Source organism: Ruegeria sp. AA3 (genome assembly GCF_056542905.1).
In genome coordinates, this window is sequence record NZ_JBQGAQ010000001.1 from 580,987 (window position 1) to 600,857 (window position 19,871).

General features: G+C 55.9%; 20 protein-coding genes and 1 tRNA gene. 11 read left to right on the forward strand and 10 right to left on the reverse strand.

Features of this window, described 5'->3' with window-relative positions:
• Complete coding sequence (locus ACR0JR_RS02910; RefSeq protein WP_480454942.1) at positions 1 to 681, reverse strand: Crp/Fnr family transcriptional regulator; 681 nt, start codon at positions 679 to 681, stop codon at positions 1 to 3.
• Between the two features lie 241 nt (positions 682 to 922).
• On the opposite strand from ACR0JR_RS02910, the gene ACR0JR_RS02915 reads away from it, so the two are divergent.
• The 3 genes from ACR0JR_RS02915 to cls all read left to right on the forward strand — a co-directional run bounded on the left by ACR0JR_RS02915 (position 923) and on the right by cls (position 4,974).
• Complete coding sequence (locus ACR0JR_RS02915; RefSeq protein ID WP_037321012.1) at positions 923 to 2,491, forward strand: arylsulfatase; 1,569 nt, start codon at positions 923 to 925, stop codon at positions 2,489 to 2,491.
• Positions 2,492 to 2,563: 72 nt separating this feature from the next.
• The gene (locus tag ACR0JR_RS02920; protein WP_480454943.1) at positions 2,564 to 3,538 is read left to right on the forward strand and encodes an HAD family hydrolase; all 975 of its coding nucleotides are present in this window, start codon (positions 2,564 to 2,566) and stop codon (positions 3,536 to 3,538) included.
• Positions 3,539 to 3,561: 23 nt separating this feature from the next.
• Positions 3,562 to 4,974, forward strand: a complete 1,413-nt coding sequence (gene cls, locus ACR0JR_RS02925; RefSeq protein WP_170470506.1) for a cardiolipin synthase — start codon at positions 3,562 to 3,564, stop codon at positions 4,972 to 4,974.
• On the opposite strand, the gene ACR0JR_RS02930 is transcribed toward cls, so the two are convergent.
• Positions 4,971 to 5,405, reverse strand: a complete 435-nt coding sequence (locus ACR0JR_RS02930; protein ID WP_170540417.1) for a potassium channel family protein — start codon at positions 5,403 to 5,405, stop codon at positions 4,971 to 4,973. The genes cls and ACR0JR_RS02930 overlap by 4 nt on opposite strands.
• A gap of 158 nt (positions 5,406 to 5,563) precedes the next feature.
• Between ACR0JR_RS02930 and ACR0JR_RS02935 the strand changes: the two genes are divergently transcribed.
• The 3 genes from ACR0JR_RS02935 to ACR0JR_RS02945 are packed head-to-tail and all read left to right on the forward strand — an operon-like array spanning position 5,564 to position 9,646.
• Positions 5,564 to 6,211 carry an ABC transporter ATP-binding protein gene (locus ACR0JR_RS02935; protein ID WP_480454944.1) on the forward strand — a complete coding sequence of 216 codons (648 nt, stop codon included), beginning with the start codon at positions 5,564 to 5,566 and terminating at the stop codon, positions 6,209 to 6,211.
• On the forward strand, positions 6,208 to 8,622 hold the full coding sequence (locus ACR0JR_RS02940; RefSeq protein WP_480454945.1) for an FtsX-like permease family protein: 2,415 nt from the start codon (positions 6,208 to 6,210) through the stop codon (positions 8,620 to 8,622). The genes ACR0JR_RS02935 and ACR0JR_RS02940 overlap by 4 nt, the downstream gene beginning before the upstream one ends.
• Positions 8,612 to 9,646: a lipocalin-like domain-containing protein gene (locus ACR0JR_RS02945; protein WP_480454946.1), complete on the forward strand. Its 1,035-nt coding sequence runs from the start codon at positions 8,612 to 8,614 to the stop codon at positions 9,644 to 9,646. The genes ACR0JR_RS02940 and ACR0JR_RS02945 overlap by 11 nt, the downstream gene beginning before the upstream one ends.
• Positions 9,647 to 9,917: 271 nt before the next feature.
• On the opposite strand, the gene ACR0JR_RS02950 is transcribed toward ACR0JR_RS02945, so the two are convergent.
• Positions 9,918 to 10,003: transfer RNA gene (locus ACR0JR_RS02950), tRNA-Leu, on the reverse strand.
• A 145-nt stretch (positions 10,004 to 10,148) separates the two neighbouring features.
• Between ACR0JR_RS02950 and ACR0JR_RS02955 the strand changes: the two genes are divergently transcribed.
• Positions 10,149 to 10,727 (forward strand): YqaA family protein, encoded by a 579-nt coding sequence (locus ACR0JR_RS02955; RefSeq protein WP_029621823.1) that lies wholly within the window; start codon positions 10,149 to 10,151, stop codon positions 10,725 to 10,727.
• A complete protein-coding gene (locus ACR0JR_RS02960) occupies positions 10,724 to 11,185 on the forward strand; it encodes a disulfide bond formation protein B (RefSeq protein ID WP_480454947.1) in 462 nt (153 codons plus the stop codon). Before ACR0JR_RS02955 ends, ACR0JR_RS02960 begins: the two co-directional genes overlap by 4 nt.
• 3 nt (positions 11,186 to 11,188) lie before the next feature.
• Here ACR0JR_RS02960 and ACR0JR_RS02965 read toward each other — a convergent pair whose 3' ends face one another.
• Positions 11,189 to 11,776 carry an HNH endonuclease gene (locus ACR0JR_RS02965; RefSeq protein WP_480454948.1) on the reverse strand — a complete coding sequence of 196 codons (588 nt, stop codon included), beginning with the start codon at positions 11,774 to 11,776 and terminating at the stop codon, positions 11,189 to 11,191.
• 212 nt (positions 11,777 to 11,988) lie between these two features.
• On the opposite strand from ACR0JR_RS02965, the gene ACR0JR_RS02970 reads away from it, so the two are divergent.
• Both ACR0JR_RS02970 and ACR0JR_RS02975 read left to right on the forward strand, forming a co-directional pair.
• Positions 11,989 to 12,594, forward strand: a complete 606-nt coding sequence (locus ACR0JR_RS02970; RefSeq protein WP_480454949.1) for an rRNA large subunit pseudouridine synthase E — start codon at positions 11,989 to 11,991, stop codon at positions 12,592 to 12,594.
• A gap of 31 nt (positions 12,595 to 12,625) precedes the next feature.
• Positions 12,626 to 13,051 (forward strand): VOC family protein, encoded by a 426-nt coding sequence (locus ACR0JR_RS02975; protein WP_480454950.1) that lies wholly within the window; start codon positions 12,626 to 12,628, stop codon positions 13,049 to 13,051.
• A gap of 4 nt (positions 13,052 to 13,055) precedes the next feature.
• On the opposite strand, the gene ACR0JR_RS02980 is transcribed toward ACR0JR_RS02975, so the two are convergent.
• Genes ACR0JR_RS02980 through ACR0JR_RS02990 form a run of 3 tightly spaced genes read right to left on the reverse strand, consistent with a single transcriptional unit; the run spans position 13,056 to position 14,682 of the window.
• Positions 13,056 to 13,358: a putative quinol monooxygenase gene (locus ACR0JR_RS02980; protein ID WP_170774106.1), complete on the reverse strand. Its 303-nt coding sequence runs from the start codon at positions 13,356 to 13,358 to the stop codon at positions 13,056 to 13,058.
• 29 nt (positions 13,359 to 13,387) lie between these two features.
• Positions 13,388 to 14,053: an alpha/beta hydrolase gene (locus tag ACR0JR_RS02985; protein ID WP_480454951.1), complete on the reverse strand. Its 666-nt coding sequence runs from the start codon at positions 14,051 to 14,053 to the stop codon at positions 13,388 to 13,390.
• Entirely contained in the window at positions 14,050 to 14,682 is a 633-nt protein-coding gene (locus tag ACR0JR_RS02990) for a DNA-3-methyladenine glycosylase family protein (RefSeq protein WP_480454952.1), read from the reverse strand. Before ACR0JR_RS02990 ends, ACR0JR_RS02985 begins: the two co-directional genes overlap by 4 nt.
• Positions 14,683 to 14,780: 98 nt before the next feature.
• Here ACR0JR_RS02990 and ACR0JR_RS02995 point away from each other — a divergent pair, with 98 nt between their 5' ends.
• The gene (locus tag ACR0JR_RS02995) at positions 14,781 to 16,007 is read left to right on the forward strand and encodes an MFS transporter (protein WP_480454953.1); all 1,227 of its coding nucleotides are present in this window, start codon (positions 14,781 to 14,783) and stop codon (positions 16,005 to 16,007) included.
• A gap of 1 nt (position 16,008) precedes the next feature.
• Here the strand turns inward: ACR0JR_RS02995 and ACR0JR_RS03000 are convergent, their stop codons facing one another.
• From ACR0JR_RS03000 to cysS, 3 genes are read right to left on the reverse strand one after another with little or no spacing between them, the layout of a single operon-like run.
• Complete coding sequence (locus ACR0JR_RS03000) at positions 16,009 to 16,785, reverse strand: squalene/phytoene synthase family protein (protein WP_480454954.1); 777 nt, start codon at positions 16,783 to 16,785, stop codon at positions 16,009 to 16,011.
• Position 16,786: 1 nt separating this feature from the next.
• Positions 16,787 to 18,421: a citramalate synthase gene (gene cimA, locus ACR0JR_RS03005; RefSeq protein WP_480454955.1), complete on the reverse strand. Its 1,635-nt coding sequence runs from the start codon at positions 18,419 to 18,421 to the stop codon at positions 16,787 to 16,789.
• Positions 18,418 to 19,818 (reverse strand): cysteine--tRNA ligase, encoded by a 1,401-nt coding sequence (cysS, locus tag ACR0JR_RS03010; protein WP_480454957.1) that lies wholly within the window; start codon positions 19,816 to 19,818, stop codon positions 18,418 to 18,420. Before cysS ends, cimA begins: the two co-directional genes overlap by 4 nt.
• Positions 19,819 to 19,871: the final 53 nt, after the last annotated feature.

A 19,871-nucleotide genomic window follows, 5' to 3' on the forward strand; every position in this document is an offset into this window, starting at 1 on the left:
TCAACTTTGGCAGCTTGCGATAAGTTTGCGCCTGTCGATTAGACGTAGTCGACCATATCCCAGCTCAACTAGGCCTAAACCTGAAAGTCGATGCAAGTTACGATGCAACGTTGGTTGAGACACTGCGACCATCGCAGCCAGCTCATCCTGCGATACAATAATCCAGCCGTCTGATTTCGAGGCGCCCTCGTCCAAATGCAGCAGACGTAAGACAAGGCGCTTCTCCGACCCCGTAACTGCCAAGTTGGCCATGATCCGGAGGGCTGTTTTCATGTTTTCACGTGTTAACGCGTAGAAATCGCGGACATATTCCGGATTCTCTTGCACCATTCTTTCCACCCGTGAACTGGGAAAAAACAATGTACGCGTCTGTTGGGTGGTCATCACGCTGACCAGTCTTTGCGCTTCGGCGAAAAGAGCAAGATCTCCAATCCAGAAACCTGCACCTTCCCGATGCACAACAAATTCTTGCCCGTCATCGGCGGGTGCCGTGATCTGAACAGACCCATCAAGCACAGCGTGAATACCATTTGCCGGGTCACCATGGTGATAGAGTGTTTCGCCTGGTTCAAACGTTCGGACAACCGCACAAGTCATCAGATCATTCTGAAATTTCGGCCCGCGTGCCCCAAACCAGTCGGTTTGGGTCAGGATCTGCATATCATCATCATTATCAAACATTTGTATCTTTCAAAATGATCATATGATAAGTTTTAGACACGTTTCATCGCTTAAAGTAGTTCTGTTCGATTCCCGGTCCATTACATATTTTTTCTTCCGGTAATCAACAGTTTGCACGCGGCTATCGAGTTCAATTTAGCCGCTGCCTCTAAAACTAAATTTGCTGGGCCATTAAGGCTCGTTTAATCAGGAGCACCCTATGTCACCTCCACAAATGATTGCATATAGCTGGCGCAAATCGATGCGCAAGTTCGCAGTGGCAACCGTTGCTGTTGCGCTTGCACTGCCCGCCTGGGCGCAGGATCAAAAACCTAATATTCTTGTGATATGGGGCGATGACATTGGGCAATCGAATATCTCAGCCTACACCATGGGCCTCATGGGATATCAGACACCCAATATCGATCGCGTGGCCAATGAGGGCATGATCTTCACCGATTACTATGGTGAGCAATCCTGCACTGCTGGTCGATCATCCTATATCATGGGACAGTCCGTGTTCCGGACAGGCCTGTCGAAGGTCGGTCTTCCGGGGGCTGATCTTGGCATGCAGGTCGAAGACCCAACCATACCTGGTTTGTTGAAAGACCACGGTTATGTCACTGGTCAGTTTGGCAAAAACCATCTTGGAGACAAGGATGAGCACCTGCCAACAAACCACGGTTTTGATGAGTTTTTTGGCAATCTCTATCACTTGAATGCTGAAGAAGAACCAGAAAACGAGGACTATCCGGGTGACCGGGTATTGGCTGATGGCCGCACCTTCCGCGAGGCGTATGGGCCGCGCGGCGTTATCAAATCAAAGTCAGATGGTACCATTGAAGATACGGGCCCCTTGACCCGCAAACGCATGGAAACTGTTGATGACGAAACCGTGGCGGCAGCGATTGATTTCATCAAGCGGGCACATGAGCAAGGGCAACCCTTCTATGTCTGGTGGAATGGTACCCGCATGCATTTCCGTACCCACGTCAAAGACGAGATGCGCGCAAAAGCCAATGAGATCTCAGGTCGCGTTGCGGATGAATACACCGCGGGCATGATCGAACATGACATGCATGTGGGTCAGCTGCTGGATCTTCTGGACGAGCTTGGCATCGCCGACAATACCATAGTTCACTATTCCACAGACAACGGTCCGCACATGAACACATGGCCCGATGCGGCCGCAACGCCGTTCTGGGGTGAAAAGAACACCAACTGGGAAGGCGGATGGCGCGTTCCCTCGATGGTCCGCTGGCCCGGTCAAATCGAAGCAGGATCTGTCACCAACGAGATCGTGCACCACATGGACTGGTTGCCAACATACCTCGCGGTCGCCGGTGATCCCGAAATTAAGGACAAGTTGAAAGCAGGTTATAGCTCGTCTGGCATGGGGCGCGAATACAAGGTGCACCTGGATGGCTATAACATCCTGCCTCTGTTGACTGGTGAGACTGCCGAAAGTCCTCGCAAAGAGATTTTCTATTTCTCGGATGACGGAGACCTAACGGCACTGCGCTTCGAAGATTGGAAGCTCATCTTCCTCGAGCAAAAAGCTTGGGCGACCCTGCGGGCCTGGATCGAACCTTGGACCGAACTGCGCATCCCTCTGATCGTCAACCTGCGCCGGGACCCGTATGAACGGGCCTACCGGACTTCTAACACTTATTACGATTGGTTGTTGGATCGCGCCTATTTCCTTGTTCCGGCCCAGCAATATGTCGGTAGTTTCCTGAGCACATTCCAGGAGTTTCCACCTCGCCAGAAAGCGGCCAGCTTCAACTTGGATCAGGTTATGGAGAAGCTAACAACACCGACCAACAATTAGGCCTTGAATGTCACTCTTAGGGTCGCCCTCCACAGGGCGGCCTTTTCCCTTTTTGAAAATGTCGAGAGTCATATGCGATACGCCGCTCTAGCTGCCGTGCTCAGCTGCACCCCCCTCACACTGTTCGCAGACCCACTTCCGAGTTGGAACGATTCTGATTCAAAAAATACGATTGTTGAGTTCATAGGCAACGTCACAGATCCTGGAGGGCCGAACTATGTCACCCCCGCCGACCGGATTGCAGTGTTTGACAATGACGGCACGCTCTGGGCTGAACAACCGGTCTATTTTCAGTTCATATTTGCCATGGACCAACTGGCAGAGCTTGCTGAACAAGACCCGTCGATCTTATCGACGCCAGCCCTGAAAGCGGCCGCCGAGGGTGATCTGCAAACCATTCTGGAAGGCGGGCACGACGCTCTGATCGAAGTGGTTAACGCGTCGCATTCCGGCAGCAGCGTTGAAACGTTCCAGGCGTCGGTCGCCGACTGGCTTGACACTGCACGACACCCGAAGACCGATCTGCCCTACGACCAGATGACCTATCAGCCGATGGTTGAGCTGTTGCGTTACCTGCGGGATAAAGATTTCAAAACCTATATCGTTTCAGGCGGAGGCCTGCATTTCATGCGCGTATTCGCCCAACAGGCATATGGCATCCCGCCCGAACAGATTCTGGGCACGTATGGAGAAACAACCTATGACATCGTGGACGGCACACCTGTAATCAACAAGGCCCCCGGCATCGCCTTCATCGATGATAAAGAAGGCAAGCCAATTAACATCGAGCGCACCATCGGCAAGCGCCCCATATTTGCTGGGGGAAACTCGGACGGGGATTTTGCCATGCTTGAATGGACCACCGCAGGCAACGGGCCACGGCTGGGCGTTTTGATACACCACACTGATGCGGACCGTGAATGGGCCTATGACCGTGAAAGCCCGATCGGGCGTCTTGTCGACGGGTTGGATAAAGGCCCTGATATGGGGTGGGTCATCGTTGATATGGCCAATGACTGGTCGCGCATCTACACTGGGGCCAACTAAACAAACCGGATCATTGCGCGCCTATGTGGACATTGCTCGTTTCGTTTTTTCTGTTTGCTCTCTATTGCCTAGCGGTCGTCTTTGCCGTGCGCGCTGCGCAAACGGCGCGTACACCTCAGGGTGCAGTTGGGTGGGTGGTTTTCCTGCTGTCTGCGCCGGTGTTTGGCGTTCCGTTCTATCTGTTTTTGGGGCACCACCGCTTCAAAGGCTATCGCATCGCGCGACAGGAAAGCGAACGTGTGGTGGAAGGGATCAAAACCTTTGCCGACTACTCGAAACCTGATCCTAAGACGATGCGCATCAATCCGCGGCCATTCGAGGCTCTGGCCCACCTACCCGTCTCACGCGGCAACGGAGCCGAATTACTGATTGATGGTGATGCCACTTTTCAGTCAATACTGGACGCAATCGACGGGGCAGAGAATTATGTCCTGATCCAATTCTACATCGTGCGCGATGATGAGCTGGGGCGCAAAGTACAAGATCGGCTGATTGCAGCGGTCAAACGCGGCGTTCATGTTCGGTTTATGACTGATGCCGTAGGCAGCTATGGCCTGCCGTCGAGCTATCTGGAAACACTGCGCGGGTCGGGTGTGGATGTGGCTGATCCGCGCGAACAGCGCGGGCCGAACTTCCGCTTTCAACTCAATTATCGCAACCATCGAAAGACCGTGATCATTGACGGTGAGACAGGCTTCATCGGCGGCCATAACGTTGGTGTCGAGTATCTGGGGCAAAGCCCTCGGTTCGGGCGTTGGCGGGACACGCATATTAAGATGACCGGTCATGTTGTGCGGCAGTTGCAACTAATCTTTACCGAAGATTGGCACTGGGCACGCAACGAAGACTTGATCGATAAGCTCGATTGGGCAGGCAGCGAATCTGAACAGGATATGAACGCGTTGCTGGTCGCTACTGGTCCGGGCGATGATACCGAAACCGGCGCGATGATGTTCTTTTCTGCCATCACCGAGGCCAAGGAACGGCTTTGGATCGCCTCACCTTATTTTGTGCCCGATATCGACATCATGACCGCGTTGCAGCACGCGGCGTTGCGTGGCGTAGATGTGCGGATTCTCGTGCCGGATGTCATCGACCATCGCCTGCCCTGGCTAGCGGCATTTGCCTATTTCGATGAAATTCGCGACTGCGGTGCACGTGTGTTTCGCTATACCGATGGATTTATGCATCAGAAAGTGTTTGTCGTTGACGATACACTGGCAGCTGTTGGTACCACCAATCTGGACAACCGGTCTTTCCGCCTGAACTTTGAGGCGATGGCGCTGTTTTTTGATCCCCGCGCGGCAGGCGCTGTATCTGACATGCTGGAAACCGATTTTCATTCTAGCTACGAGTTGACACGCGACCTGCCCCAGCAGCCGTTTCACATCCGGTTTTTTGCGCCGCTCGCACGGCTGTTCGCACCCATCCTTTAGTTCAGGAACCGTTCTTCAAACACCCGCGTCATCAGGGCCACGAGGAATGCCGTGGACAACCCAAAGGCCAGTAGTCCAGTAACCGAGGCGAATGCGCCGAAAATACGCAAGCCCTCGCCCAATACGATGTCTCCGTAACCCAGCGTCGTGAAGGTCACCAACGAGAAGTAAAGGGCGGAATTCCAATCCGGCAGCACATCGCCCCACACCCATACAATCGCCCAAATCCAGACTTGTACCGTATGGGTAAGCACAATGAACACGAGCGCAACGCTGATCGGGCCCGCGGTTGCCAGGATCGTGCTCCGGGTCTCCCATCTTTCGACGAGTTTGCGGATGACCAGAACGCACCATGTCAGCAGCATGATTTCGATCAGAAAACAAATACCTAAGTAAAAGCTGCCCCAAATAATCTGCTGCGACAATGTCATATAGATGGCCTTTGTTCCGATTGCAGCCAGCATGGAACTTTCGCGCGCGCTGGACAACCCCGCCCTCAAGGTGCGGGGCTGCGGCGAATAGAACCGATCTCTGCTCTGGACACTGTTTCGTTGCGCTGCACATTGTGACAGAACGAATGAGTGTTCAAATGTTGCTATCGATTGATCACGTCCAAAAATCCTATCCCGGCGGACGCCCGGTCCTGAATGATGTCTCGCTGACCTTGGAACAAGGCCAGACCCTGGCGCTGACCGGGGAAAGCGGCAGCGGCAAAAGCACTTTGCTGCACTTGGTTGCCGCTTTGGATGGGTTCGATGGCGGGGAAATCAACCTAGATGGAAGGCCCATGTCGTCTCTGAATGACATTGAGCGTGCTGCCTTGCGCCGAAATACGCTGTCATTGGTGTTCCAACAGTATAATCTGATCCCGTCGCTGACCATCGCTCAAAACCTTTCAATCCACGCGCGGCTTGCTGAACATGAGGACCCAGAGTGGATCGAGCATCTGACCAAGCGTCTTGGACTGGCCGATCTGCGGAACCGCTACCCTGAACAGCTATCGGGTGGGCAGCAACAGCGCGTTGCCATCGGACGGGCCATGGCCATCCGGCCGCGTTTACTGCTGGCTGATGAACCGACAGGTAATCTGGATGAGACAGCAAGCGCGGTAGTGTTGGATCTGATGCTTTCATTGGTGGCCGATACAGGGGCCGCCCTCTTGCTGGTCACCCACTCGAACGAGATCGCCAGCAGACTGGACCGTCGTGCCCATTTGACGGGCGGACGGATCGAATGACACGCGCTGCAGTCCAGGCGTTGCTGTCCCATTGGCGGGCGCACCCATTGCAGTTGCTGACCCTTCTGACCGGCATCGCGCTGGCGACCTGCCTCTGGTCGGCGGTACAAGCGATCAACGCTGAAGCGCGTGCCAGTTATGAGCGCGCCAGCGCACAGCTTGCCATTGGACAGTTTGACGAGCTGCGCGCGACCGGGTCCATGATCCCTCTGTCGCGATATACGGAACTCAGGCGCGCAGGCTGGCAGGTGGCCGCGGTGCTCGAGGGCACACTGCGCGTAAATGGACGTTCAATACGCCTAATGGGCGTGGATATGGTCACATATCCTGCCCTGCCCGCCATTCTGCAACTCGAACAAAGCACCAATGCGCCAGACCCGGCTGATATGCTGACAGCTCCGGGAAGACTGCTGATGTCACCTCAACTTTCGCAGGTACTTCAACCCGCTGGCCGATTTCCACCAATTCTCACCAGCGGCGCGCTACCGCCTGATCTGATCCTGACAGATATCGGAGTAGCCGAGCAACTGCTCAACCGCCCCAATCAAATATCCCGACTGAAAATTTTGCCGGATCAGCCTCGCAAATTGCCACCTCTGTCGGAAATCGCACCTGAACTGCAGCGTATTGCACCATCTTCACAATTGGATACCGCCCAACTCACTGACAGTTTTCACCTGAACCTGACCGCTTTTGGTCTGCTGTCATTCGCTGTTGGCTTGTTCATCGTCCATGGTACTGTCGGCCTTGCTTTCGCGCAAAGGCGCGGCACAATCCGAACATTACGGGCCTTGGGTCTTCCAATGCGGAACCTGATCGGGATTGTTCTGGGTGAACTTTTGTTGCTGGCTCTGATCGGAGGTCTATTCGGGCTTGTGCTGGGATATTTCCTGGCCGGTGCGCTTCTTCCAGACGTTGCTTCGACCTTACGCGGCCTCTACGGGGCACCAATCGACGGGCAAATGTCACTGCGCCCTCAATGGGTCGCCGCAGGTCTTGCCATGGCAACAGGTGGCACTCTGGCTGCAAGCGGGCAAGCGCTCTGGCGGCTTTCCCGCATGCCCATACTCGCCGGACCCGGCTTGCAGGCCTGGGGAGGCGGAAAGATATCTGCCTGGATTTCTGGCGGAATTGGATTCGCTTTGATTGCTTTGGGTATCATTGCCTACTTTACTTTCGGCGGACTTATTGCCGGATTTGCACTGCTCGCCGGGGTACTGACTGGGGCTGCATTGGTACTGCCACTTTTCATTTCGGCTGTGTTGGGCTTGTTGACCCAAAAGGCAAAAAAGCCAGTCACACAATGGGTCCTTGCCGATATGCGCGCGCAACTGCCCGGCCTTTCCTTGGCGCTAATGGCCCTATTGCTGGCACTGGCGGCAAATATCGGAGTCGGAACCATGGTTTCCAGTTTCCGTCTGACCTTCACCGGATGGCTGGATCAACGTCTAACTTCGGAGCTTTACGTGACCGCTGAGGATGAAACCCAAGCTGAGGCTATTACTGAATGGCTTGCACCAAGAACTTCAGCAATCCTTCCGATCCGCAGCACCGAGATAACGCATGAAACCGGACCGCTTTTCCTGTATGGGATCGTTGATCACCAAAGCTATCGCCGAAACTGGCCCTTGATCGCCAAAGAACCTGATGTCTGGGACAGCGTCCTGAACCGGGGCGCAATTCTGATCAACGAACAACTTGCCCGCCGCGCGAATTTGTGGCCGGGAGATACGGTCGCGATCACGCCAGAGCACGTTCTGACCATAAGCGGGGTCTATTCCGACTACGGGAACCCAACCGGACAGGCGATCGTATCAATGCCAATGTTGGATCGGATAGCTCCGGATACGGAAACCCGGCGCTTTGGAATCCGCATTGCGCCAGAGAAAGCCACGGAGTTGGCGCAAGCGTTGCGTGCCCAGTTTGAACTGTCGCCCACGGCCGTGGTGCAACAAGCTGCCATGAAGGCCCGGTCGCTTGCTATCTTTGAGAAAACCTTTGTCATCACCTCAGCCCTGAACGTGCTGACCTTAGGCGTCGCAGGATTTGCGATCTTGACCAGTTTGCTGACGTTGTGGACCCAACGCTTGCCTCAGGTCGCGCCGGTTTGGGCGTTGGGCCTGACACGTTCGAAACTTGCCCAGCTGGAACTTTTGCGCAGCGCCCTGCTTGCTGCTTTAACTGCCTGTCTGGCTTTGCCACTTGGGCTGATATTGGCCTGGGTATTGTTGGCCGTGATTAACGTACAGGCATTCGGTTGGCGTCTGCCTATGCATCTGTTTCCGGGTGATTGGCTGGCGCTGTTTCTGCTGACATTGATTGCCGCAACCCTTGCCGCCGCTTGGCCTGCCTGGCGACTACTCCGCCTACCACCTGCGGCTTTGCTACAGGTTTTTGCCAATGAACGTTAGAGCTTTCTTCCTATTCTTAATATTCCCCATAGCCAGTTGGGCACAAGGCTATGCCGGACTGGGAGGTAATGCCGAAGGGTTTACGCGGCCTGAAGCAGGTTACCAATTCCAGTTCCCGAAAGATCACGGCCCGCACCCTTCTTACCGGATTGAATGGTGGTATCTGACTGCAAATCTCAAAGACGCAGAAGGCAATGACTATGGTGTTCAATGGACTTTATTCCGGTCGGCCCTGAAACCAACTGAGACAGAGGGCTGGCAGAGCCCTCAGATCTGGATGGGTCACGCAGCAGTAACAACATCAGACACGCACTATTTCGCGGAACGGCTATCCCGTGGAGGTATCGGACAGGCCGGTGTCACCGCCCAACCTTTCGAAGCCTGGATCGACGAGTGGCATATGCGTGGAGGTGATTTAACCCAATTGAGTCTGAGCGCGTCAGGATCAGATTTTGGTTACGACTTAAGCCTACAAGCGCAAGGCCCGTTGGTGCTCCACGGGGACAGGGGTTATTCGGTGAAATCTGCCGATGGTCAGGCCAGCTTCTACTATTCACAGCCATTCTACACAGTAGAAGGTATCCTTCACCTACCAGACCAAGACATCGAAGTGACTGGGCAGGGCTGGCTGGACCGCGAATGGTCCTCGCAACCATTGGCCGAAGATCAAAGCGGTTGGGACTGGTTTTCGCTCAGCTTTGACAACGGCGACAAATTGATGGCGTTTCGCCTGCGTGGGGAACGTGGGGATTTCACAGCCGCCACATGGATCGAGGCGGATGGGCAAACAACATCTCTGCCGGACGGTTCGGTACTATTGACACCACTAGAAACAAACCGCATCGCTCAGCGCGAAATACCTACCAGATGGCAAATATCACTACCTGAGAAAGGTATTGATGTAGTTGTATCGGCCCTTACGCCCAAAGCCTGGATGGGGACTCGGTTCGAGTATTGGGAAGGCCCTGTCACGATCTCTGGCAGCCATTTAGGACGGGGGTATCTGGAAATGACCGGGTATTGAATAAGAACCAACTACCCTTGAAGATCTGTCGAGATGCCCATCGAGAGCATTCGATACTCAAACCAATACGACGAATACCAAACAAAATAAGATATTTACCGAATACTCAAAAGATTCGATTTTTCTGAACGTCTAACCGGTCACTGAATAATGTATCTTGATATCGCCAAATTACCGACTAGCGCAGGAATGCGAGGTTTCTCTGTGACAAAACAAAATCCCCAAAAAGAAAAAACAGCAGGCCGGTTCCCCTAACCTACTGTTTTTACTTTGGTACCCAAGGCCGGACTCGAACCGGCACGGTATCACTACCGGGGGATTTTGAATCCCCTGCGTCTACCATTCCGCCACTTGGGCCACGGACAATGGATTAGCGCTCAAGCGCAGGAAGGTCCAGAGGCAAAAAACAACCAGAGCATCGATTGTTTCGGCGACGGAGGTTGACGGTCAGGCAGGTGCGTGGTTTGCCTTGCAACAACAGTTATCAGGACAACGGTTCTTTATGTTACGACCACTTTATGACTGGACCCTTCGTCTGGCCGAACATCCTCATGCGCTGTGGGCACTGGCCATTGTGGCCTTTGTTGAAAGCTCCTTCTTTCCGATTCCACCCGACGTCCTGATGATTCCGATGATCATCGCGAGACCATCGCGCGCCTGGCTGATCGCCACCGTTGCCTTAGTGGCATCTGTACTGGGCGGAATGCTGGGTTACGCCATCGGGGCATTCTTCTACGAGAGCCTCGGGCAGCCAATTCTCGAAGCCATGGGCAAGGCCCACGCGATGGAAGAATTTAACACCCGCTTCAACGATTTCGGTTTCTGGGCCGTGCTCGCAGCTGGGGTAACTCCGTTCCCCTATAAGGTCATCACAATCATGTCCGGTTGGACCGGGATGCCGCTGGGGACTTTCATTGCCACTTCGATTCTGGCACGCGCATTGCGGTTCTTCCTTGTTGCCGGACTGCTGTGGAAATTTGGTGAGCCAATCCGCGATTTCATCGAAAAGCGGTTGGGTCTGATGTTCACCTTGTTCATCGTGCTGCTGTTTGGTGGCTTCCTTATTGTGAAATACCTATGACCAAGAAAACGCTCATACTTATTGCAACCACAGGTTCGGCCGCCCTATTGCTAGGTGCTTGGGGATTTCAATACATCGGCGGGTTGGCGCCGTGCAAAATGTGCATCTGGCAACGCTATCCGCACGGCGCGGCGATCGTTCTGGGTGTGCTTGCTTTCGCCTTTCCGGGCATTCGACCATTGCCCCTGTTGGGAGCCCTTGCGGCAGCCACAACCGCAGGGGTTGGATTCTATCATGCGGGTGTCGAACAAGGCTGGTGGGAAGGCCCATCAACATGCACTTCTGGTGATATTGGAGGCCTCAGCGCCGAAGAGCTGATGAACCAGATCATGTCCGCCCCATTAGCGCGCTGTGATGAAATTCCATGGGAAATGTTCGGGATATCAATGGCCGGTTGGAATGGATTGATCTCGGCGGGTCTGGTCCTGGTCTGGATCGCAGCTTGGCGCGTGCGTTAGGTGTTATTGCTGATCCAATTCGGCATCCCAGTATAGAAAATCAATCCAGCTATCATGCAGATGGTTAGGTGGAAACTTACGGCCAATATTTCTAAGAGCTTCAGCGTCCGGCTGACGCGGCGGTTTGCTCAGAGACATTCTGGCCTGCCGAAGCGACTTTGACCCCTTACGCAGATTGCATGGGCTGCAGGCTGCCACGACGTTCTGCCAACTGGTCACACCTCCGGCAGCGCGCGGGACGACGTGATCGAAGGTCAGTTCTCCGCGGCCTCCGCAGTACTGGCATTTGAATTCGTCCCTCAAAAATAAATTAAAGCGCGTGAAGGCCACGCGCTTTCTGGGTTTTACATAATCTTTCAGGACAACAACCGAAGGTATTCGAATTTCGGTGCTCGGGCTTCGGACGACCTCGTCGTACTCGGCCACAATATCCACCCTGTCCAACCAGGCCGCCTTGATCGCCTCTTGCCAGGGCCACAGGGATAACGGGTAATACGACAGCGGGCGATAATCGGCGTTCAGAACCAATGCCGGATGATGCTTTAGCGCACCGGGTTCCCTGACAAATTCGGTCCTGAAGTCTCCGTCCATAACAGAATCGCTCCTCGCTCTGTACTGCCCGTTTGTGACATCAGAGCGGGGAACACCCGCCCCGGCCTTAACTTAACTATATATCGTGTTAAAACTCTGACAAGTCCCGATTTTACACAACATCTCGAGTAATGCTTAGGCCGATTCCGTAACAGTTAGGTAACATTTATCCACAGGTTGCGCTGCCGTGGTCTGGGCGGTATGGCGGGGGCATGTCCTGGTTTATCCGCTTTAACAAACCTTATGATGTGTTGCCGCAGTTCACAGACCGCGCCAATGCGGATTCACCTCGCAGCACGCTGTCGGATTTCATCGATCTGCCCGGCGTTTATCCTGCCGGGCGTTTGGATCGGGACAGCGAGGGTTTGATGCTGCTGACCGACAATGGGAAGTTGCAGGCACAGATATCCGATCCCAAGCACAAGATGGCCAAGACCTACTGGGTTCAAGTCGAGGGTATCCCGGATGGGGCCGTGCTGAAGGCACTACGCGATGGGGTTGAGCTAAAGGACGGGCTGACACGCCCTGCCAAAGCCCGTCTGATTGACGAGCCCGAAGGCTTATGGCCGCGAAACCCGCCGATACGTGTCCGCCAGACCGTACCGGACAGTTGGGTCGAACTGACCATACGCGAGGGCCGCAATCGTCAGGTTCGCCGGATGACCGCAGCAGTCGGACATCCAACCCTGCGCCTGATCCGTGCACGGATCGGCGACTGGTATTTGGACGGCCTCGACCCTGGTCAGTGGGGCAGCCTGCCGATGCCTTCTATAAGTGCAGCGCCAGCGCGCAAACGCGACCGACGTCCGCGCCGATGACAAAAACTGCGTGATGTGATATACTTACGGCATGAAAGTCACACCAGACATTCCTGCCCCGTCGGCGATCCTTGAAGCCGCACTTTATGTCGACGATCTGGACGCGGCCGAGGATTTCTACGGTCAAATACTGGGCCTCGAAAAGATTCAGCGCGCAACCAACCGCCATGTCTTCTATCGGATCGGCGGGTCAGTCCTGTTGTTGTTCATTGCCGACGAGACCGAAAAACCGCCGAGCAACCCGGAACTTCCGGTCCCACCACATGGCGCTCGCGGCCCCGGTCACGTATGTCTTGTCCTCACCCGCGACGAGATCGCAGTGATGCGCAAGCACCTGTTGGACTGGAACATCCCTATCGACGCCGAATTTGACTGGCCCAATGAGGCCTTGTCGCTGTATGTGCGAGACCCGGCGGGCAATTCGGTCGAGTTCTCAGAAGGTTGGTTGTGGGACTGACCGGCTAGCGCAGCGGCTGCTTTTCGCCCCCGATCACGCGGTAGATCTCGCTTGAGGTCACGCCGACCTCACCCAATTCAGCCTGAAACGCGGCCATATGCGGGGTCGCAAAGTGGGCTTCCAGCGCAGTCTGATCCTGCCACTCTTCATAAACCCGAAACCGGGTCGCATGGCCCAGAACTTGGCTGAACTCATAGATCATGCATCCTGGCTCTTTCAGGGTTTCCGCGACCATTTTCTGCGCAGCAACCGAGGCTTTTTCGACGCCTTCTTCGGCAACTTCCACAATACCTGTCACGATCAGCATCAAATGCTCCTTTAGTAGACGCCCAGAGATCAGAGGCTGAGCTTATCCCGCATGAAGGCCAGTGCAACACTCAAGCCATCCGGAGCGATCCCGTGGCCGGTGCCTTTCATCACATGGGCGTAGACCTCTTTGAAACCAGCGGCCTGCAACGCCTCAGCCGCCTCAGGCAGCGATTGCGGCGGCACCACATCATCGGCATCGCCATGCACCAGCAGCACCGGCATCCGACTGACGGTTTCGTCCGGCAACAAATCAGGTTCCAACAACCGACCCGAGAACGCGACAATTCCGGCCACAGGATCTTCACGGCGCGGGGCGACATACAGGCTCATCATCGTACCCTGGCTGAAACCGAACAGCACAACCTGTTCGGGCAGGACATCCTCGTCAACCATCAGCGCGTCGAGGAACGCGTTGAAATCCTCGGCGGCCATTTCCATACCACGGCGGGCCTCTTCTTCGGACGAGCCATCAATCCACGGAATCGGAAACCATTGAAACCCATTGGGCATACCTGGGATCTGTTCCGGCGCGTCGGGTGACACGAACAGAGTATCCGGCAGATGTTCCCCCAGCGGATCGGCCAGCCCCAAAAGGTCAGCCCCGTTGGCGCCATAACCATGAACGAACACAACGACCGAGCGTGTATCCCCCGAAACCGGCTCTTTTCGGAGCGCATTCAAAACTCGTGTCATCTGATCCCTTCTCTGTCTTTTGCGACCCGGTAATAGGCCCACAACACCCGGGCCGCAACCGATCGCCAGGGCGACCATGCTTCAGCCATCTGACGTAACTCTTTGTCTTTTGGTCGTTCTGGCAGGTCGTAAAGAATTCGAGCCGCTTCCTGCAGCGCCAGATCACCCGGCGCAATCACGTCAGCGCGACCAAGCGAAAACATGGCATAAATCTCGGCGCTCCAGACACCGATTCCCGGTACCTCGGTCAGAATTGCGACCACCTCGTCATCCGGGGCATCACGCAGTGCTTTGTAGTCGATCCGCGCTTCGGCCAAGGCGCGGGCATAACGGATTTTCTGACGGCTGAGACCCACCGCCCGCAGATCATCATCCGTGGCCCAAATGATCTTGCGCGGGCCGGTCAGTTTTGCGTCCTGCAACCGCTTCCAGATCGCGTTTGCCGAGGCCACGCTGACCTGTTGGCTGACAATGGCGCTGAGCAGTTGGGCAAACCCGTCAGGCTTGCGCCTGAGCGGCAGAGGGCCGGTTTGCTCCATCGCATAGGCCATACGGGGGCAGGTCCCTGCCAGCCATTCGGCCCCTTCACTCACGCAGTCCGGGGTTTCGATGATGCGTCCGACGGACATGCGCTCTCCGATAAGTGATCCTCGTCCGCACGTTAGGCGGATGTGCCGCATATGCAAGCCGCTTGTGCCTAGTCTCAATCGTAGATAACCATTCGCCCATGACAATGATTGCTGCCACCCCCGACGACAGTCAGGCCAAACGAAACGTCGCCGTTCTGGTGGCGGCTCAGGCGATCTTGGGTGCGCAGATGCCGATCATGTTCATTGTCGGCGGATTGGCCGGGCAATCGCTGGCCAGCAACGCCTGCCTCGCGACGCTGCCGATTTCACTGATCGTTCTGGGTTCGATGCTGGCGGCCACTCCGATCTCGGCCATCATGCAACGCTGGGGACGCCGCGCAGGATTCCTTGTAGGCTCCACAGCCGGTGCTACCGGTGGCATTATCGGGGCTTACGGCCTCTATCTCGGCTCATTCCCTGTGTTCCTTGTTGGCAGCTTCCTGACCGGCATCTATATGAGCGCACATGGCTTCTATCGCTTTGCGGCAGCCGACACCGCTTCTGATGCGTTCCGGCCCAAGGCAATTTCTTACGTCATGGCCGGGGGGCTCGCGGCGGCCATCATTGGACCACAGATCGTAAAGCTGACCTCGCAAGCCTATGTGATCCCGTTTCTGGGCACTTATTTGGCTGTGATTGCAATCAACATACTGGGTTCTGCCCTTTTCTTCTTTCTTGATATTCCCACTCCACCCAAACCTACCGAGGATGAACCCAAGGGCCGTACGCGGCTGGAGCTGCTAAAAACCCCGCGTATCGCAGTGGCGATCATCTGCGCGATGGTTTCTTACGCGCTTATGAACCTTGTGATGACATCGACACCGTTGGCTGTTGTCGGATGCGGATATACCGAAGGTGATGCCGCGGATATCGTAACCAGCCACGTACTGGCGATGTATATTCCCAGCTTTTTCACCGGCCACCTAATTGCAAGATTTGGCGTTGAAAAGATCGTGGCCCTTGGTCTGGCCATCCTCGGCGGCGCGGGCCTTGTTGCCCTGCAGGGTGTAGATCTGGGTAACTTTTTCGTCGCCCTCATCCTGCTGGGAATCGGCTGGAACTTTGGATTCATCGGCGCCACCAGCATGCTCGCCGACTCGCACGAAGTGCACGAGCGCGGGCGGATGCAGGGCCTGAACGACCTTATGGTCTTTGGCGGCGTCACCTTTGCGTCGTTGGCGTCCGGCGGGCTGATGAATTGCTCGGGCGGCTCAGCGGTCGAGGGCTGGACAGCCGTGAATTTAGCAATGATCCCGCTGCTGACACTGGCAGGAGGCGCGCTGTTGTGGCTGGTGCTAAGGCCGTCAGACCCTCAAACTGCCTGACTTACCAGCGCCCTGTCGCGGCTGTCTTCATCAAAGAAAACCGACGGCGAACTTCGCCCTGCGCTAAGGCACCCGCAGCCACACGTTCTGGCCGTGCCAAGGCCGCCTGCAGCACCCATTCTGTCTGCCACCCTGCAAAGAGTGCTGGCCGTGCTGCCGCCGATATTTCGCCACGCGCAGATCGCGCACGCGCCAGCCGGTCCAACGCTTTCTGCGCTAAGGTCCGAACACCATCCTGTGTGCCATCTAACAATGGGATACGACCTCGCGACTCGAGCTCGGGAATAGCACGCATCCAATTCGCAATCCCGGCCGCATAACCAAAATTTCGAAGAACAGTCTCATCCGACGCACCCAAGGCCTGCCCCGACACAACCATCAAAGATCCGGCGCTGTGATCGATATAGGAGTCAAAATGCTCCTCATCCTCAAACGGATCTCGGTATATATCCCAACGCCTTACGGCGACATATTCATCCAATTTCGCCGCCAGATGCGGTGAGAGAATACGCGACAACGGCGTGACAACCTCGTGCCGACGCACGGATGGACCTTCGGCAATTTCCTGCAAGGCATCGCGCCACCATTGCAGCCGCATCTCAGCGATCATGCTCTCCTGAGTCACCCATGGAGCGCGGGCCACTTCGACGTTCAGCGCATAGATCGGGAACAGGACAGCCCGTGCCTCGACCGGTGCGGCCATGGCCGCCATAAAGCGATCGGGATCGGCCCGATGCACCAGCGCTGCACAAGCCTTGATGTCGTCGTCGAACTCCACCTTATTCGGCTGCCGCGGACTGCGGGGCGCAATCGTTCACCAGTTTCCACTGGATCGCGTCCAATAGCGCCTCGAACGAGGCATCGATTATGTTCGCGCTGACACCGACAGTGGACCAGCGCCGTCCCTGCCCGTCTTCGCTATCGATGATCACGCGAGTCACCGCCTCGGTCCCGCCTTGAGTGATGCGCACCTTGAAGTCGACCAGCCGCATATCCGACAGTATCTGCGAATATTGCCCCAAATCCTTGGCCAAAGCCTTTGCCAGCGCGTTCACCGGGCCGCGATCACTGCCGCTTTCATCCAGCGACTCACTGACCGACAGCTTCTTCTCGCCATCCACTTTCACAACAACAACCGCCTCTGACAGGCTAACCATCTTGTTGTATTTGTTCTTGCGGCGCTCAACGGTGACCTTATAGCGCTTGACTTCAAAGAACTCTGGCAATTGCCCCAACTCATCCCGCGCCAACAGCTCGAAACTGGCCTGCGCGGTGTCATAGGAATAGCCCTCGGCCTCGCGCAGTTTGATCCGCTCAAGGATGCGTCCCAATGCCGGATCACCCGCCTCAACGGCCAATCCCGCATCGGTCAGACGTTTGCGCAGGTTCGATTGACCAGCCTGGTTAGACATCGGAATGATGCGCGCATTCCCGACGCTTGCAGGATCGATATGCTCATAGGTCGTTGGATCCTTGAGGATCGCGCTGGCATGCAGCCCGGCCTTATGGGCGAACGCCGACGCGCCGACATAGGCGCTCTGCTTGCTGGGCACGCGGTTCAGGATGTCATCCAACATCCGGCTGATCCGGGTCAGCCCAGCCAAAGCCTCGGGCTTCACGTTAACCTCATAGCGTGAAGCATAGGGCTCTTTCAGCATCAGCGTCGGGATCAAAGCGGTCAGATTAGCATTGCCACAGCGCTCACCCAACCCGTTCAGAGTGCCCTGGATCTGCCGCGCGCCAGCGTCCACAGCGGCCAGCGAACAGGCGACCGCGTTTTCAGTATCGTTGTGGGTATGAATACCCAAACGATCCCCTGGCAGACCGGCAACAATCACCTCAGACACGATCCGCCCGACCTCGGCGGGCAACGCGCCGCCATTGGTATCGCACAAGACGACCCACCGTGCACCGGCGTCAAGCGCTGCACGACAGACCTCAACCGCATATTCCGGGTTGTCCTTATAGCCATCAAAGAAATGTTCGGCATCGAACAAGGCCTCACGCCCCTGCGCCACGATATGCGCGACCGAAGCCCTTACGTTCTCAGTGTTTTCCTCCAACGAGATGCCAAGCGCATGAGTCACATGGTAATCATGTGACTTTCCCACCAGACAAACGGCTGGCGTTCCGGCATTCATGACGGCCGCCAAAACGTCATCATTCTCTGCCGACCGGCCAGAGCGTTTGGTCATCCCAAACGCGGTCATACGGGCCGAGGTCTTGGGAGCGCTCTCAAAAAACGCACTGTCGGTCGGGTTCGCCCCAGGCCAACCCCCTTCGATATAATCGAGACCCAGCCCATCCAACGCCTGCGCGATCTGCACTTTCTCAGCGGTCGAGAACTGCACGCCCTGCGTCTGTTGCCCGTCGCGCAAGGTGGTGTCGTAGAGATAAAGGCGTTCCTTGGTCATTCGACCCCCTCCAGCTTGGTGGCATCGAACCCGGCGCCGGGTACCAACTCCACACCATCCTTGCTCATCCGAACCTCAAGCCCTGCAGCGATATATGCTGCCTTAAGACGATCAACCTCAGAGAAATCCTTGCTCTGCATAGCAAACGCCCTCGCATCGGCAAGTTTTTCCGCGTGGGAAGATAGGTCGATCGTAGCACTTTCTGCCCAAGCACCCATCTCGTCGACCAACAGCCCGACCACTTGAGCACTTGCCAACAGTGATGCGGCCTCTCCCTCGGCCGCGAGCCGATGGAGTTCCGCGATTGCACCTGCCGTGTTCAGATCATCCGAAAGCGCATCGATGACCGCAGGTGCCGCGGTGGTGGCGGGCTCGATACCCGACGTCAGCGCCCGCCACTTGCGTAACGTCGCCTCGGCCTCACGCGCCTTCTTCTCGGTCCAATCCATTGGCTTACGATAGTGTGTCTGAAGGAATACAAACCGGATCACTTCACCCGGCACACCTTGCTCCAACAGGTCATGCACAGTGAAGAAATTGCCCAGCGACTTGGACATCTTCTTGCCCTCGACCTGCAGCATCTCATTGTGCATCCAGACGCGCGCGAATTCTCCATGCGGATGGGCGCATTTGCTCTGAGCAATCTCATTTTCATGATGCGGGAACATCAAATCGTTGCCGCCGCCATGAATATCAAAGCTCTCGCCCAACAGCTCATAGCTCATAGCCGAGCATTCAATATGCCAGCCCGGACGCCCGCGTCCCCAAGGACTGTCCCAGCCAGGCAACTCATCGGACGAAGGCTTCCACAGCACGAAATCCATCGGGTTTTTCTTGTAAGGCGCGACTTCAACCCGCGCACCGGCAATCATGTCATCGACCGAGCGGCCAGACAGCCTACCATAGTCTTCTTTCCAACTGTCCACCGCGAACAGGACATGACCCTCAGCAGCATAGGCATGCTCTTTGGCAATCAGGTCCTCAATCATTGCTACCATCTGCGCGATATATTCCGTGGCGCGCGGCATTGCATTCGGCTCCATCGCCCCAAGCGCGCCCATATCATGCAAGTACCAGCCTATGGTCTCGTCCGAGCGCTCCTGAACCAACTGCTCCAGCGTACCTTCTGCTCCGGCCTGTTTGCGCGCCAAAGCAGTGGCGTTGATCTTGTCGTCCACATCGGTGAAATTGCGCACATAGGTCACGTGATCCGCACCATAAGCGTGCCGCAGCAAACGATAGAGCACGTCGAACACCACCACGGGCCGCGCATTCCCAAGATGGGCGCGGTCATAAACCGTCGGACCACAGACATACATCCGCACATTGCCTGGATCGATCGGCACGAAATCCTCTTTCGTCCGTGTCCTCGTGTTGTGCAGTTTGATCGTCGTCATCGGGTCGTGCTCCTGAAACAGCATGTTCGTCACGCGTTGGCGCGGGCTTAGCA